Raw genomic sequence first — 14690 nt, forward strand, 5'->3', positions numbered from 1 at the left:
CACAAATTTTCGGGCCCAGTTACTAAAAACTGGTCGTACCCGGTGCCGAGTCCGGCAGCCAGAGCGGGCCGAGCGGCAACCGGGGCAGGGCAAACTCTGCCGGGTAGTCCACGTCCACCAGATAAAGCCCCCCCGCCTTGGCGGTCGGCCCCGCCAGGTTGCGATCCCTGGCCGCCAGCACCTCGGCTATCCACTCCACGGGTTTGAGCCCCTGCCCCACCAGCAGCAGGGAGCCGGTGATGTTGCGCACCATGTGGTGCAGGAAGGCGTTGGCCTTGATGTCGAGCACTATGTAGGGGCCGGAGCGGCTGACGCAAAGGTGGGTCACATTGCGCCAGGGGGTGTTGGACTGGCAGGCGATGGCGCGGAAGGTGCTGAAGTCGTGCTCCCCGAGCAGGCTCTGGCCCGCCTGGTGCATTAGCTCGGCATCAATGGTCTCGTGGTAGTGGCTGACGCCGCTGCCGAGGATGGCCGGGCGGAAGTTATGGTTGTAGATGACATAACGGTAGCGACGGGCGGTGGCGCTGAAGCGGGCGTGGAAGTTCTCGTCCACCTCCTTGACCCAGCGCACGGCGATGTCAGGCGGCAGGTTGGAGTTGAGCCCCAGGGTCCAGGCCCCCTCGGCGCGGTTCGCCTCGGTATCGAAGTGGATCACCTGGCCGGTGGCGTGCACCCCGGCATCGGTACGACCGGCGCACTGGATGGAGACAGGGTGGTTGGCGATGCGGCTGAGGGCTTTTTCCAGTTCGGCCTGCACGCTGATCACTTCGCGCTGACGCTGCCAACCGAAATACCGGCTGCCGTCGTATTCAATACCTAGGGCAATTCGCATGGATGAATCTTGTCTTGTGGGGAAAGGATGAAAGAAACGGGCCGGATTATACGCCCTTGGGCCCAAAAGTCCCAGTTCGGGCCGGCATCCCGTGCCGGCGACCGGCATGAAAGAGGGCAGCCCGCGGGCTGCCCTCTGTGTTCATCACCGGCAAAGGGGATCACCCCAGGCGCCTGAGCAGCTTCTCGGCTTCGCTGCGCTGGTGCTCGCTGCCCTGGGCAGCCGCCTCTTGCAGCAGCTCGCGGGCGCTCTCCTTGTCGTCGATCTCGAGGTAGGCCCGGGCCAGATCCAGCTTGGCCCCCACGCCACCGTCATCGGCATCCACATCGAACCCGGTGGACTCCGGCAACACCTCGGGGAAGCCATCCAGCCCCACGTCCAGGGAGAAGCCCTGGTAGGGCTCCTGCTCAGTGCTGCTGGCGTTGGCCTCGGCCAGGAGCTTGTCTATCTCCACGTAGTCGTTCGCCTGCGCCTGCTCACGGGGCTTCAGATCGCCCTGATGGGGCTCCACCTCGGTGAAGGCATCCTCGAAGTCCGCCAGGGCCAGCTCGTTGGGATCCCAGGCCGGCGCCGCCGGCTTGGTGGGCTCCAGCCCGAGCTCGGCCAGCATGTCATCGATATCATCCTTGCCATAGGCGTCGTCGCCTCGGGCAGCGGTGTCGGTGGCAGGCTCGTGGAAGTCGGTCTCGAGATCGCTGAGATCAAAGTTGGCAAGCGCCCCATCGTGCTGGCTTCTGCTCTGCTCCTGCGCCTGGCTGAGATCGGCCTCGAGATCGGCATCCAGCTCGGCGAACAGGGCCGCTTGCAGCTCCTCCTCGCTCATGAGCTCGTCGTCGGCCCGGGCCTTGGCCTCGGACTCGCCGGAGAGATCCAGCTCGGGGGCCAGGGGCAGACTGAAGTCACCCTCGTGGGCCAGGTCGAGTTCGGGCACCAGATCCGGATCCCGGTTGGCCGTCGTCACCGCAGGCTCCACATCGAAGGCGGACAGGGCCATCTCATCATCGCTGAAGACGACGTCAGTCGAGGCCTTGGTCCCTTCCTGACTGCCATTGTCACCCGGCCCAAGATCCGGCATGGCGTGCATGGGCTCGTCATCGGCGATGCCGACCGTCATCAGCTGGTCAAATTCGCTGCTCTCCTCCCCCATCACCATGGAGGTGGACTCCGACAGGCTCTTCTCCTGCTCTTCCAGCTCGCGGCGAGCGCGGGCCCGCAGCCAGAGCGTCACCAGGGCCAGCACCAGCAGCACGGGCAGCAGGATGATCATGGCGAGGTTGAGCGGCGAGGCGAGCAGCTCCATCACCCAGTTCTGTTTGGGTTCGGGGGCCACCACGGGCGGCACCGGCTTGGCCTTGAGCTCCGCCACCTCTTTTTGCAGCGCGGTCTGATCCTGCAGCTGGGCCTTGAGGGTCTCCACCTCTTCGGTCAGGGACTGCAGGCGCAGCTTGAGCCTGTGGTTCATCTCGGTGACCTGACCGAGCTGGGCGTTGGCATCTTCCAGCGCCAGCGCCATCTCGGTGGAGGGCTTGCCCACCACGGCGGCGGCACTGACCGGCAAGGGGGCCGGGGCTGCGGTTGGCGCGGCGGCACTCGCCGCCGGAGCGGCAGCCTTGGCGATCGCCGTCACCTCGGTCGCCGCCTGGGGCGCGCTCACCTTGGGGGCGGTCGGAAGGGGGGCCGCCTTGGCCACGGCCTTGACCGGCGCGCTGGTCACCGGCTTGGTCGCCACCGGATGGGTCTGCTTCTCGGCCAGGTATTTGGGGCTCAGCCCCTTCCAGCTGGCGTTGTCGCTGTTGAAGCGACGACGGGCCTCGGCGTCCGTGATGCGGCCCGCCTCGGCGGCGCTTGGCAGCAGAATGCGGGATCCCACCAGGATGTGGTTGATGTTGCCGTCGGCAAAACTCTTGGGATTCTTGTCATAGATCGCCACCATGGTCTGGTAGACGGTCACCCGGTTGGAGGGGCGATGCTTGCTCGCCAGGCTCCAGAGGGTATCGGTGGAACGGACAGGGCCATAGCTGCCGGCGGCGGCGCTGGGCGCCTGACGCACTATGGGCTGGGCCCTGGGAGCCGGCTGGGCCGGTGCCACGGGCTGGGCCTGAGGTTGAACGACAGGAGGTGCGGCACCGTCCGGGCCCTTGAGCTCGACAAAGAAAGGCTCTCGCCCCGCCTCATCGGCCTGAGCCGTGCCCAGAAGACCCAATGCGAGTAGCGTTGCCAGCGTTATGCGGGAATGTCCCATATTCGTTCCTTCGTATGATGGCCCTATCACATTGAAAAATCTGGATAGTTACCCCAAAACAATCGGCTCAATATAAATCAGCCGCCGGTCTCAAGCCAGCGATCCGACATATTTCGCGTCCACATGCCGCCAGAGAGCGGCCCCAGACGCGAACCCGAGTGTAGAAAAAAACCTAGCTCACTGATATCACGCGACATTCTTAAAACCGGAGAGTGCGCCCCCGGTCACATCCCGGGACCCTGGCTCATCTCCTCGGGCGGGGCTCCCTCCCCGCCGCAGGCCGCAAAACGGCCTCAGAGGTAGTCGCGCACCAGCAGCTCGGCAATCTGCACGCTGTTGGTCGCCGCGCCCTTACGAACGTTATCGGCCACGATCCACATATTGATACCGCTCGGATGAGAAATATCCTGGCGCACCCGGCCAACCAGCACCTCGTCCTTGCCGGTGGCGTCGCGCACCGGGGTCGGGTAGTCAGCATCGTCGTCAAACAGGGTGACGCCGGGGGCATTGCGCAGCAGCTCCTTGACCTGCTCGGCGTCCAGCGGCTGGTGCAGCTCGACGTGGACCGCCTCGGCGTGACCGTAGAACACCGGCACCCGCACGCAGGTGGGGTTCACGGCTATGCTGGCATCCCCCAGGATCTTCTGGGTCTCCCACACCATCTTCATCTCTTCACGGGTGTAACCGTTGTCGGTAAAGCTGTCGATCTGCGGGATCAGGTTGAAGGCGATCTGCTGCGGATAGATAGTCGGCTCCACCGGACGGCCATTGAGCAGATGGGCGGTCTGGCCGGCCAGCTCGCTCACCCCTTCCTTGCCGGAGCCGGAGACGGACTGGTAGGTCGCCACGTTGATGCGGGCGATGCCCACCTCGTCCTGCAGGGGCTTGAGGGCAACCAGCATCTGGATGGTGGAGCAGTTGGGGTTGGCGATGATGTTGCGGTTGCGAAAATCCGCCAGGGCATCCGGGTTCACTTCCGGGATCACCAGGGGGATGTCTTCGTCGTAACGGAAGCAGGAGGTGTTGTCGATGACGATACAGCCCTGCTCGGCCGCGATGGGCGCCCACTTGGCAGAGACCTCGGCACCGGCGGAGAAGAGCGCGATCTGCACCTGGCTCCAGTCAAACTCCTCGACATCCTTGATCTCGATGTTCTTGCCGCCAAAGCGCACGGTGTCGCCGGCGCTGCGGCTGGAGGCCAGTGGATAGAGGGTGGCGACCGGGAAGGCGCGCTCCTCCAGGATCTCGATCATGGCCTGACCCACGGCGCCGCTCGCGCCCAGTACCGCTACGTTGAATTGTTGACTCACTGATGTTCTCTCCTGTGATATTGCCCGCCGATGAGGCCGATCGGGTCGGCATCAGGGGCGGCAGGCGTGATCTGTCTGATGGTCGGCCGGCAGGGTGCGGGCCGAGACGGAGGGCCCCGATCCGGTGATCGGAGCCCCCGCATGAATTCCGGTTTATTGTTGCGAGATGGCAAAGCCCAGCCGGGCCAGCCTGTCGCAGGCGAAGGGGCCCTTCAGGTGCAAGGAGGAGAGCTCGCGCCGCTCCGGGTAGTCCTTGCGCTGCCCATCGAAGCTGCCGGGCAACCCGATCCGGTTGCGAAAGCGGGCATCGTCCCGGCGCACGTCATAGATGAGGTGGACCAGCTGCTTGATCAACCCCTGATCGGCGGGCTGACCCGGCGTCAGCTCGCGCACCTCAGGGGCGGGCAGCAGGGATTGCAGATCCTGGCGCGCCGTGCGCCCCAACTGCTGGCAGAGCGCCTGATAGAGCATCCAGGTGCCGCGGGCCTTGCCCTCCAGGCTGTAGCCGGCGATGTGCGGAGTGGCTATCTCGGTGTAAGGCACCAGGGCCTCTAGGGGCTCAGGCTCCCCTTCCCACACGTCCATCACCAGCTTGAGCGGCGCCTGGCTCTGCTGGCGCGCCAGCAAGGCCTGGTTGTCCCACACCTCCCCCCGGGAGGCATTGATAAGGAACTGGCCCCCGGGCAGCGCGGCTATCTCCTGCGCCCCCAGCAGGTGAAAGGTCGGCTCCGGCCCCTTGCGGGTCAGGGGCACATGGAAGCTGACGATATCGGCCCCAAGGGCCGTCTGATAATCGACAAAACCCGCACCGCCCTCAGTGCGTGCCCGCGGCGGATCGCAGCGCAGCACCTTCATGCCGAGCGCCTCTGCCTTGCCCGCCACGCACTCCCCCGTGTTGCCGGCGCCGATGACGGCGAGGCTCATCCGATCGAGGCTGAGCTCATGGCGCTCCGCCAGCACCAGCAGGGCCGAGAGCACATAGTCGCCGACCGAATACTTGTTGCAGCCGGGGGCGCTGAAGAAGGGGATGCCCCGCTCGGCCAGGAGCGCGGTGTCGATGTGATCCGTGCCTATGGTGGCGGTACCGACGAAAGCCAGCCGCGGGCAGTCGGCGAGCAGCCCGGCATCCACCCGGGTCACCGAGCGCACCAGCAGCACGTCGGCATCCTGCAGATCCGCCGCCCCTATCTGCCGCCCGGGCAGGGGGACGACCTCGCCAAATTCGGCAAACAGCTCGCAGGCATGGGGCATATTTTCATCAACGACGATCTTCATCGGCTCTCTTCTCATCCACTACCGGCCACAGGCGCGCCATTCTAGCCCAAGCGGGCCGATTTTTCAGAGACTTGTTCTCGGACCGCCATGGACAAAGAGTGCGCCGCTCTCTTAAGGGCACAAAGCGCCAGGGCACCGAAGCAGCTTCCCGGGCGTTCATGGATGAGGTGCAGCACTCATATGTAACAACATGTTGCCCTCGCGCCCCCTGGCTTGACCAGGGGGGCCGGGCTGGCACAATGACGCCTCCTTATCATCCGCCCCTGTCATGCGCACCTGTTACGAGCCCTCTCATGCCGACTCATGCCTCTTCGTTGCCACGCCGCCGGGTGCTTGGTTTCAACGCCATATTGCTGCTGCCGCTGTTGCTGCTCGTCTGCCTGCCCTGGCAACCCTTCATGACGAGTGCCCTGCAATCGGACTGGCTCTGGTGGCCCTATGCCCTCACCCGCATGGTGGACCTGCCCGGCCTTGCCATCACCATCGCCGCCCTCTTGCTGCTGACCCGACACAAGCTGACGCTCGGCCACACCGCCCTGCTGGCCCTCGCGGGCGCCCTCTTTGCCGCGCTCGCGAGCGACTGGCTCATCAAGAACCTCATCAAGCAGCTGACCGAGGAGCCAAGACCCTATCTGCTCTGGCTGGAGAGCCAGGAGCTTATCCCCGCCATCCGCCAGTTCTATGCCGGCAGCAGTGCGCTTCGCAGTGAACAGGTCCACGCCGCGACCCAGTTGCTGGCGCTGCCCGCCTGGCTCGGCCACCACTGGCAGACGGAGGTGAACTACGCCTTCCCCTCCGGCCACAGCATCGCCGCCATGAGCCTGGCCCAGTTCTTCGGTCTGATCTGGCTGGCCCGGGCCCCCGCCGGGGTCTGGCTGCTGCCGCTCTGGGCCATCGGCATCGGCCTGTCGCGCACCCTGATCGGCATGCACTGGCCCCTGGACGTGCTGGCGAGCGCCCTGCTTGGCAGCCTCACCGCCCTCGTCGCCGCCCGCTGGTGGCTGCACCACTACTGATTCTCCCAGATAAAAAACGGGCACCCTGGTGCCCGTTTTTTTTATCGCAGGTGCTGCCCTCAGCCCTGGCTCTGCTCTCAGCCTTGGCTCTGCCAGCCCTGGGGGTACTTGTAGCCGACGAAGCGCTTGGCGGCATAGGCCTTGAACTCGGGGGAGTTGTAGGCGGCCGCCACATCCTTGGCGAACGGCTTGTCCGCATCGGCCCCTTTGACCACCACCCAGTTGATGAAGTCATAGCTGCGCTCGAGGAAGAGCCCCGTGCTGAAGGGGATCCCGCTCGAGGCGGCGAAGTTGCCATTGATGACGGAGAAATCCACGTCTTCACGGGAGCGGGGCAGTTGCGCCGCCTCCAGCAGCACCAGCTTGATGTCGTGGGGATTGCTCACCACATCGAACTCGCTCGCCTTGAGGGGGTTGATCCCCTCTTTGAGGGTGAGCCAGCCCAAGTCCTGCAGCATCAGCAGGGCCCGCGCCTGGTTGGTGGGGTCGTTGGGAATGGCGACTGTGCTCCCCTCTTTCAGGGCCTTGAGATCCCCCAGCTTGCCGGCATAGAGCCCCATTGGGCCGGTCGGCACCTGAGTGATGGGGGCCAAGGAGAGGCCCCTGTCTTTGGAGAAGCTGTCCAGATAGGGCTTGTGCTGGAAGCAGTTGACGTCCAGCGACCCGTCCGCCAGGGCGATGTTGGGGGTCACGTAGTCGGTGAACTCCACCAGTTTGACCTTGTAGCCCTTGGCCTCCAGCTGCGGCTTGATGGAGTCGGTCACCATGTCGGCAAAGTCCCCGACAGTGGTGCCTATCACTATCTCTTTCTTCGCCTCATCGATGGCAAAGGCTGACAGCGGCAGGCTGCTGGCGAGCAGCGCAAGGGCGGAGAGGGTGAAAAAGGAACGACGCTGCATAGAAACTCCCTGTAGACATGATCAAAACGGTGGGTCGGGTGACCTGTCGAAGGCGAACACCACAACCATCTAGCCATCCAAACGGCTAACTTGGGACACCATAACAGAGCTTTTCCCCTTCGCCAAGCAACAAAACCGGGCAAGCTTGGCCAAAGAGAGGCAAAGCCCATCCGGCCCCTGGATGAGAAATCTATGACAGAGCACGCAGTTATGCTGCTTGCACTCTCCCCCCTTGACACACAACCGGCTTATTGTGGTCATTCGATACCCATCATCACGGGATCCGCTAACGGTGCCTAGAGCCTGCCCAGCACCCAGACAACACAAGGGGTGACAGTGTTCGATCATGTTGAAATCAAGGTGGTGTGCTTCGACAACTGCCGACGCTTCTACGGCACAGTGCTGGCGCCCCTCTTGATAGAACTCAAATGGGCAGACAAAGACGCCGCAGGTTTCGGCCTGGTTGGTCACGACAAGGTGGGCTTCCTGATAGAGCGGGGCGAACAGGGTGCCCCCTGCCATCTCGCCTTCGCGGCAAGCACCGCTGCGCAGGTGGATGAGTTTCACCAGGCTGGCGTCAGGGCAGGCTTTGCCTGCAACGGGCAGCCGGGGCTGCGCCCCCACTATGCCCCCAATTACTACGCCGCCTTCCTGCTCGATCCGGACGGCAACAACATAGAGGCACTGGCCTGCCTTGAACCCCCTGGCATGGAGAGCCCGTGAAGAAGCGCCGTGCAACTTGTCAGCAGAAGCCCGGCGTCGTTGACCTCGGTGCCAGAAAACTCGCCACAAACAAAGGAGAAAATCATGCTTGAACGCCGCGACACCGGCCTGCTGGTCGTTGATATCCAGGGCAAGCTGGCCCGTCTGGTCGAGGGGAGCGAGTCGCTCATCACCAACACGGCTCGACTGGTGCAGGGAGCCAAGGCGCTGGGCCTGCCGGTTGTCTGGCTGGAGCAGAACCCGGACAAGCTCGGTGCCACAGTGCCCGAGTTGCAGCCGCAGCAGGCAGGCGCCCTTGTGCTGCCGAAGTTCAGCTTCGGCGCCCTGGGGGAGCCGACGATCGCCACCGCCCTCGCCGGAACCGGGGTCAGTCACTGGCTGGTGTGCGGCATCGAGGCCCATATCTGCGTCTACCAGAGCGTGCTGGGGCTTCTGGCAAGCGGTGCCCGGGTCTCTTTGGTGGTGGATGCGGTGTCATCCCGCACCGCCGCCAACCGGGATCTCGCCATCAGCCAGCTGGCGGCCCGGGGCGCATCCCTCACCTCGGTGGAGATGTGCCTCTACGAGCTGATGGGAGATTGCCGCCATCCGGCATTTCGGGAGATCCTGGCCCTGGTGAGATAAGCGCCATGATGGATAACATGGCGCCTTTTATGTTCGGGGTGGCCGCTTTCCTGGTCGCACTGGTAGTGACCATAATCGGCATGGCGTTAACTCGTCGCTATCTGGCTTGGCTCTGGGCCGGCGTCATGATCTTCTACCTCCTCTGGTGGATCCTGCTCGGCTACCCTTCCTTCCTTCCCCACGAATGGCCCGGTCCTGATGGGACAGCGTGCTGAGGGGAGACTTATTAATCTTCGAATAAAAAGTTTGATGGCCCCCACAGATCCTGACGATGCTGCTTTTATGCACAACACATCACCATCTATCTTCATTCGGCGCCCACCACATGGGCGCCAAATGGCAGCGATGGTGACATATACCTGACCGGTTCCCGTCGTGTACGAAAGCGGATCCGGTATCTGGGCTCTCCCTGCCACGTTAACCCAACACACTGCACAGGGATCAGCATGAAGACAGTGAAAGGACTCCTCCTGCTCGCCGCCATAGGGCTGGCTGCCGAGGCACAGGCCGCCCGCATCGAAGCCACGGATCATCGCCTCAATTACGAGGGGCGCATAGTGCGCGACTGGGTCAAGCAGGACGTGCAATTCAACTGGCCGGCCACCCGGCTCTCATTCCTCTTTCAGGGGCGCGAGCTGGCGATCGCCATAGATGGACAGCAAAGCCAGTTCGATCTGCTGATCGATGGCCAACTACATGGCGTCATCAAAACCGATCAGGGCATGAACACCTATCCCCTCCTGCAGTTGCCCCAATCCCGCGCGGTGAAGGTCGAACTGGTCAAACGCACCGAGACCTATGACGCCATGCTGACCCTGGACGCCCTGATCACTGACGGGGTGGTGAGCGGCATCTGGCAGCAAAAACCCCATCTGTTGTTTGTCGGTGACTCCATCAATGCAGTTGGGAGGAGAACCTCAACAGCTCCAACGCCCGGCTCGCCTTCCCGGCCAAGACGGCGGCTCTGCTCGGGGCCACACACAGTCAGGTCTCTTACTCCGGGCTCGGGCTCTTGCGCAACTGGGACGGCAATCAACCCCATCATGCCCTGCCCCACTATCTGAACAAGGCTGGCGCCGTCTATCAGGGCGGCACCGACTTCGAGAGTCAGCACCCTGCGCTGATCGTCGTCGAGCTCGGCACCAATGACTTCAGCTCTGAGCTGCAACCCCATGAGCCTTGGCAGGATCAGGAGGCATTCCAGCAGGCCTGGGTAGATGGTTATGTCGAGCTGCTGCGTGATCTGCGCCAACGCTATGACAGCCCGCCCATCATTCTCATGGGCCAATATCTCTGGCCCCATGACCGGCTCAACCAGGCACTGGCCCGCCTGCAACAACAGCTCGCCCTGTTGGGGGAGCCCCCGGTACTGGTCGAGCAAATGCGCTCAGACAACTCAGGCTGCCTCTGGCATCCGACTGCTGCCGAGCACGACGGCATAGCGGCGGGCCTGGCCGGGCTTATCCGCCAGCAGGGGCTATTGCCCAAGTAGGGGCTGTTGCCCAAGTAGGGACTGCAGCGCAGCCTCCGCTCGTAAATTCATGAAAAACGGTGCCAGATAGGCGCCGTTTTACTGACTCGTTGCCAGGGGATCCCCGAGCGATGGTGAAGGCAGCATCGATCAGCCCTGTCTTAGCGTCTCCTGCACATAGCCATAACCACCGTCGCCGTCGGGTACAAAGCTCAAGCGGTGCGTGAGGCCGGGGGGCGCATCCTCGGGGTGGTGGGAGACGAACAGCAACTGGGTGCCTTCGCCGATGAGGCGCACCACCATCTCCCGCACCAGATGACGGTTCAAGGGATCCAGCCCCTGCAGGGGCTCATCCAAAATGAGCAGTGGCGGATGCTTGACCAGGGCTCGGGCAATCAGCACCAGGCGCTGCTGACCAAAGGAGAGGGCGTGGAAGGGGATTGCCCCCTGATCCTTTAGCCCCAGCAGTGCCAGCCACTGGTTGGCGAGCGCCAGCTGGCGATCCCCCGGGCGGGTATAGAGGCCGATGGAGTCATAAAAGCCGGAGAGGATCACCGTCTGCACCGAACAATGGACGCGATAGTCCAGGTGCAGGGCCGGGCTGACCAGGCCGATGTGGCGCTTGATCTCCCAGATGCTCTCACCACTGCCCCGACGCACCCCGAACAGGCGCAGATCATTGCTGTACCCCTGCGGATGATCCCCTGTGATAAGGGCGAGCAGGGTCGACTTGCCGGCGCCGTTGGGCCCCACCAGTTGCCAGTGTTCCCCCTCGGCAATGGTCCAGTCGAGCCCGTCGATGATGACCTGGTCCCCGTAGGCGACGCGCAGGGCGCGCATCTGTACCCGGGGGCCGACGGGCAGGGGGGCGGGTGCCTGGAGCGGAGGGGGCAGCTGCGGACTCTGCCCCTCGGCCCGTGCCAGCTGGGCCACCTCCTGACTGCCGAGCACAGCGTCACGCTCCCCCGCTAGCAGCAGGCGACGCTCCCCGAGCAGGCCGAGGTGACTGGCGAAGGGGGGGATCTCGTCGAAGCGGTTGACGATCACCACCAGACGTTGCCCCTGCGCCACCAATTGCGCCAGCAGCGACATCAGATCCCTGCGCGAGCCCTGATCCAGGCCATCGAAAGGCTCGTCCAGCACCAGCAGTTCGGGCCGACCCAGCAGGGCACGGGCCAGCAGCAGCTTGCGCCCCTCCCCGCTCGAGAGATGGCGATAGGGGCGATCCCACAGGGACTCGATGCCGAAGCGCGCCAGCAGCGATCGGGCTTGCGCCTCCTCTCCCCCCTCCTCCAGCATCAGGGTCGACACCCGATAGCCCGCCTCCTCCTCTTCCCCCAGCATGTCGGTGTTGCGCCGCTGCCAGTCCAGCTCCCCCAGCCGCTGCTGCGACTCAAACGAGAGGCGCTCGGCCCTCACCCGGCCGGTCACCCCCCCTGCACGGACGGCCAGCTCGCCACACAGGGCAGAGGCCAGGGCCGTCTTGCCGCTGCCGTTGCTGCCGACAAAGGCCCAGCACGCCTGAGGCGTCAGGGTGAGATCGGGGATGAAGAGGGTCTGGTCGCCGTGAAGAGCCAAGCTGGCTGATTGCCACTGCAAAAGAGTCATGGATCCGTCCTGAGTGCTGTTTTGCCCTTACCTTAACAGGGATAGCGACCAGCGGCAGCCTTGGCAGGTGGTGAGGGGCGCTTGACAACAGGCATCCTGTCGACAAAAAGATCATTAGTGTTGAATGCGAATTACTCTCAATAAAACACGTAATCAGCCCCATTGATACCCCCATATGGGCTCAAATGAGATTTCTTTGAGCCCCCTCTCAACTCCGAAATGAGAGCCTTTTGAATCGTCTTTTCTCATGTATAGATGCCCGTCGCACCTCGGACGGTGCGCCCTTAAGATGGAGTTTATCAATGAGAAAAACATCGTTAGCATTGGCAATCACTGCCCTGCTCTCGGCCCTGCCTGTCGTCTCGGCTCAGGCTGCCGAGGGTTGTACCCCCCTCACCGGCAGAGAAGTCGACATGGATACCGGCCGCACCAGCGCACAGCGCTGTCTGCCCGGCATCAACCCCTTGCAGGACCAGCAGTGGCACCTGCTCAACAGTGGCCAGCATGCCTTCAGTGCCCGTGGCGGCGTGGCGGGCAATGACCTCAACCTCTGGTGGGCCCATCGCACAGAGGTGCTCGGCCAGGGGATCAATGTGGCCGTCGTGGACGACGGCCTGGCCATAGCCCACCCGGATCTCGCCGACAACGTCCGGCCCGGTTCGCGCAACGTGGTAACTGGCAGCGACGATCCGACGCCAACCGATCCGGACAGTGCCCACGGCACCTCTGTCTCCGGCATCATAGCCGCGGTCGACAACGCCATCGGCACCCGGGGCGTGGCCCCCCTGGCCCAGCTGCAAGGCTTCAACCTGCTCGACGACAATAGCCAGCAGTTGCAGCAAGACTGGCTCTATGCCCTCGGCAACAGCCAGGCCAGCCGCGACAACCGCGTCTTCAACCAGAGCTACGGCATGAGCCTGGTCGACCCCCAGGGAGCCGGCGAGCTCAACCAGGTACAACTGGATCGCCTGTTCGAGCAGATGACCCTGAAGGCGCAAGGGGCCGCTTACATCAAGGCCGCGGGCAACGGCTTCAGCCGCATTGCTGCCGGCAACTATGTGCTCAACCGCATCGGCGGCGAGCTCAGACTGCCGTTTGAAAACAGCAACATAGACCCTTCCAACAGTAACTTCTGGAACCTGATGGTCAGTGCAAGCAACGCGGACGGCGTGCGTTCCTCCTACTCCAGCGTCGGCAGCAACGTCTTCCTGACGGCCCCGGGCGGCGAGTACGGCACCGCCTCACCGGCCATGGTCACCACGGATCTGCCCGGCTGCGACATGGGCTACAACCGTACCGATCGTCAGAGCGCCAACCGGCTGCACGGCAACCCGGCGCTGGATGCCAGCTGCGACTACAACGGCACCATGAACGGCACCTCTTCGGCCACCCCGAATACCGCTGGCGCCATGGCGCTGCTGATGTCAGCCTATCCGGACCTGTCGGTGCGGGATCTGCGGGATCTGCTGGCGCGCAACGCCACCCGCATCGATGCCAGCCAGGCAGCGGTAACACTGAGCTACACAGCCGCCAATGGTCAGCAACGCAGAGTGACAGGGCTGGAAGGGTGGGAGCGCAACGCCGCCGGGATCTGGTTCAACCCGACCTATGGCTTTGGCCTCATCGATGTGAACAAGGCCCTGGCGAGCGCCGCCACGCACACCTCCTTGCCGGCGCTGGTACAGCTGCCGTGGCAGAGGGTGACGGTGCAGGATCGCGCCGCGGGCGCCATCCCTGATCTGGGCAACAACCCGACCACCTCCAGCACCCGGGTCAGCCTGGCGTTGACGGTGGAAGCGGTACAGGTGCAGGTCAGTCTTGATCACCAGCGACTGCCCGATCTGCTGATCGAGCTCGTCTCGCCCTCCGGCACCCGCAGCGTGCTGCTCAACCCCAACAACAGCCTGGTGGGGCAATCCCTCGACCGGCAGCAGTTGGGTTATGTGCGCACCAAGGGGCTGCGCGACATGCGCATGCTCTCTCACAAGTTCTACGGTGAATCGGCCCAGGGCGAGTGGCAGCTGGCGGTGACCGACGTCGCCAGCGGCACTCGTCAGGTCTCGCTGCTCAATCGCAGCACCAATGCCCGCACAACCCTGACCGAGCGCAACAACAGCCAGCCGGGTCAACTGCTCAACTGGTCCCTGCGGGTGATCGGCCATGAAGCAACCGCCCTCTAATCGCACAGGAGTCACAACATGAAACACAGCTTACTCAGCCTTGCCCTGGCAAGCCTGCTGGCCTCGGTTTCCGCTCAGGCCACGGCCGAAGAGTCGGTGGTCATCGAGGGCAAGCAGTACAGCACCATAGAGGTGAATGGTCAGACCTACCTCACCCCGGACAACGGCAGCAAGAAGCGCGTCGCCCGCAGCCTGGATGGCAAGACGGCACAACCTGGCCTGCGCAGCGGTGACATCTTGCTGCAGGGAGTCGCCAGCCCCGAGCTCACCGTCAGCGGTACCCTGCTCATCGAGGCCGACGAGCCTCAAGCTAGGGCACTGGCCACGCGCCACGGTCTGAGCTTCAAGCAGAGCAGTGGCGGTATCGCCCTGCTGGAGGCCAAGCCCGGTACCGATCTGAACGCCATCAGCGCCCGACTCCAGCAGGAAGGTGTGAAGGTGCAGATCGAGCTGGCCGGCGCCGAACAGCAACCCAGGTGAAGCGCCCCTCGCACTGAAGCCGTCATCTCA

At 63.9% G+C, this 14690-nt stretch carries 14 protein-coding genes; 8 read left to right on the forward strand and 6 right to left on the reverse strand.

Features of this window, described 5'->3' with window-relative positions:
- Positions 1-22: 22 nt before the first annotated feature.
- The 4 genes from truA to ACWPWQ_RS06745 all read right to left on the reverse strand — a co-directional run bounded on the left by truA (position 23) and on the right by ACWPWQ_RS06745 (position 5659).
- Positions 23-832 (reverse strand): tRNA pseudouridine(38-40) synthase TruA, encoded by an 810-nt coding sequence (gene truA / locus ACWPWQ_RS06730; protein ID WP_454009352.1) that lies wholly within the window; start codon positions 830-832, stop codon positions 23-25.
- A 160-nt stretch (positions 833-992) separates the two neighbouring features.
- Complete coding sequence (locus ACWPWQ_RS06735; protein ID WP_454009353.1) at positions 993-3074, reverse strand: FimV/HubP family polar landmark protein; 2082 nt, start codon at positions 3072-3074, stop codon at positions 993-995.
- Positions 3075-3367: 293 nt separating this feature from the next.
- Positions 3368-4384 carry an aspartate-semialdehyde dehydrogenase gene (locus ACWPWQ_RS06740; protein WP_139439503.1) on the reverse strand — a complete coding sequence of 339 codons (1017 nt, stop codon included), beginning with the start codon at positions 4382-4384 and terminating at the stop codon, positions 3368-3370.
- Between the two features lie 153 nt (positions 4385-4537).
- Positions 4538-5659, reverse strand: coding sequence for a 4-phosphoerythronate dehydrogenase (locus ACWPWQ_RS06745; RefSeq protein ID WP_454009354.1), 1122 nt, complete (start codon positions 5657-5659; stop codon positions 4538-4540).
- Positions 5660-5952: 293 nt separating this feature from the next.
- Between ACWPWQ_RS06745 and ACWPWQ_RS06750 the strand changes: the two genes are divergently transcribed.
- Positions 5953-6675, forward strand: coding sequence for a phosphatase PAP2 family protein (locus ACWPWQ_RS06750; protein ID WP_454009355.1), 723 nt, complete (start codon positions 5953-5955; stop codon positions 6673-6675).
- 77 nt (positions 6676-6752) lie between these two features.
- Here ACWPWQ_RS06750 and ACWPWQ_RS06755 read toward each other — a convergent pair whose 3' ends face one another.
- Positions 6753-7574 (reverse strand): MetQ/NlpA family ABC transporter substrate-binding protein, encoded by an 822-nt coding sequence (locus tag ACWPWQ_RS06755; protein ID WP_025327353.1) that lies wholly within the window; start codon positions 7572-7574, stop codon positions 6753-6755.
- A 336-nt stretch (positions 7575-7910) separates the two neighbouring features.
- Between ACWPWQ_RS06755 and ACWPWQ_RS06760 the strand changes: the two genes are divergently transcribed.
- From ACWPWQ_RS06760 to ACWPWQ_RS06780, 5 genes are all read left to right on the forward strand, one after another.
- Positions 7911-8297 (forward strand): VOC family protein, encoded by a 387-nt coding sequence (locus ACWPWQ_RS06760; RefSeq protein WP_307764858.1) that lies wholly within the window; start codon positions 7911-7913, stop codon positions 8295-8297.
- An 84-nt stretch (positions 8298-8381) separates the two neighbouring features.
- Positions 8382-8921 (forward strand): isochorismatase family protein, encoded by a 540-nt coding sequence (locus ACWPWQ_RS06765; protein WP_307764859.1) that lies wholly within the window; start codon positions 8382-8384, stop codon positions 8919-8921.
- Positions 8922-8926: 5 nt separating this feature from the next.
- Positions 8927-9136 carry a hypothetical protein gene (locus ACWPWQ_RS06770; RefSeq protein WP_454009356.1) on the forward strand — a complete coding sequence of 70 codons (210 nt, stop codon included), beginning with the start codon at positions 8927-8929 and terminating at the stop codon, positions 9134-9136.
- Positions 9137-9367: 231 nt separating this feature from the next.
- Positions 9368-9985 carry a hypothetical protein gene (locus ACWPWQ_RS06775; RefSeq protein ID WP_454009357.1) on the forward strand — a complete coding sequence of 206 codons (618 nt, stop codon included), beginning with the start codon at positions 9368-9370 and terminating at the stop codon, positions 9983-9985.
- Entirely contained in the window at positions 9934-10413 is a 480-nt protein-coding gene (locus ACWPWQ_RS06780) for a hypothetical protein (protein WP_454009358.1), read from the forward strand. The genes ACWPWQ_RS06775 and ACWPWQ_RS06780 overlap by 52 nt, the downstream gene beginning before the upstream one ends.
- Before the next feature lie 129 nt (positions 10414-10542).
- Here ACWPWQ_RS06780 and modF read toward each other — a convergent pair whose 3' ends face one another.
- Entirely contained in the window at positions 10543-12000 is a 1458-nt protein-coding gene (gene modF / locus ACWPWQ_RS06785) for a molybdate ABC transporter ATP-binding protein ModF (RefSeq protein ID WP_454009359.1), read from the reverse strand.
- Between the two features lie 302 nt (positions 12001-12302).
- Here modF and asp point away from each other — a divergent pair, with 302 nt between their 5' ends.
- Positions 12303-14180, forward strand: a complete 1878-nt coding sequence (gene asp, locus ACWPWQ_RS06790; protein ID WP_454009360.1) for a serine protease Asp — start codon at positions 12303-12305, stop codon at positions 14178-14180.
- Positions 14181-14198: 18 nt separating this feature from the next.
- A complete protein-coding gene (locus ACWPWQ_RS06795) occupies positions 14199-14660 on the forward strand; it encodes a serine protease chaperone (protein ID WP_454009361.1) in 462 nt (153 codons plus the stop codon).
- Positions 14661-14690 lie beyond the last annotated feature (30 nt).

The organism is Aeromonas sp. Marseille-Q7275 (genome assembly GCF_965119515.1).

What these genes read in the sequence shown, in the direction of transcription:
- ACWPWQ_RS06795 (WP_454009361.1), top strand. Translation starts at nt 14,199, where the DNA reads ATGAAACACAGCTTACTCAGCCTTGCCCTGGCAAGCCTGCTGGCCTCG.
- ACWPWQ_RS06750 (WP_454009355.1), top strand. Translation starts at nt 5,953, where the DNA reads ATGCCGACTCATGCCTCTTCGTTGCCACGCCGCCGGGTGCTTGGTTTC.
- ACWPWQ_RS06775 (WP_454009357.1), top strand. Translation starts at nt 9,368, where the DNA reads ATGAAGACAGTGAAAGGACTCCTCCTGCTCGCCGCCATAGGGCTGGCT.
- ACWPWQ_RS06755 (WP_025327353.1), bottom strand. Translation starts at nt 7,574, where the DNA reads ATGCAGCGTCGTTCCTTTTTCACCCTCTCCGCCCTTGCGCTGCTCGCC.
- ACWPWQ_RS06735 (WP_454009353.1), bottom strand. Translation starts at nt 3,074, where the DNA reads ATGGGACATTCCCGCATAACGCTGGCAACGCTACTCGCATTGGGTCTT.
- modF (WP_454009359.1), bottom strand. Translation starts at nt 12,000, where the DNA reads ATGACTCTTTTGCAGTGGCAATCAGCCAGCTTGGCTCTTCACGGCGAC.
- ACWPWQ_RS06765 (WP_307764859.1), top strand. Translation starts at nt 8,382, where the DNA reads ATGCTTGAACGCCGCGACACCGGCCTGCTGGTCGTTGATATCCAGGGC.
- ACWPWQ_RS06770 (WP_454009356.1), top strand. Translation starts at nt 8,927, where the DNA reads ATGATGGATAACATGGCGCCTTTTATGTTCGGGGTGGCCGCTTTCCTG.
- asp (WP_454009360.1), top strand. Translation starts at nt 12,303, where the DNA reads ATGAGAAAAACATCGTTAGCATTGGCAATCACTGCCCTGCTCTCGGCC.
- ACWPWQ_RS06745 (WP_454009354.1), bottom strand. Translation starts at nt 5,659, where the DNA reads ATGAAGATCGTCGTTGATGAAAATATGCCCCATGCCTGCGAGCTGTTT.
- truA (WP_454009352.1), bottom strand. Translation starts at nt 832, where the DNA reads ATGCGAATTGCCCTAGGTATTGAATACGACGGCAGCCGGTATTTCGGT.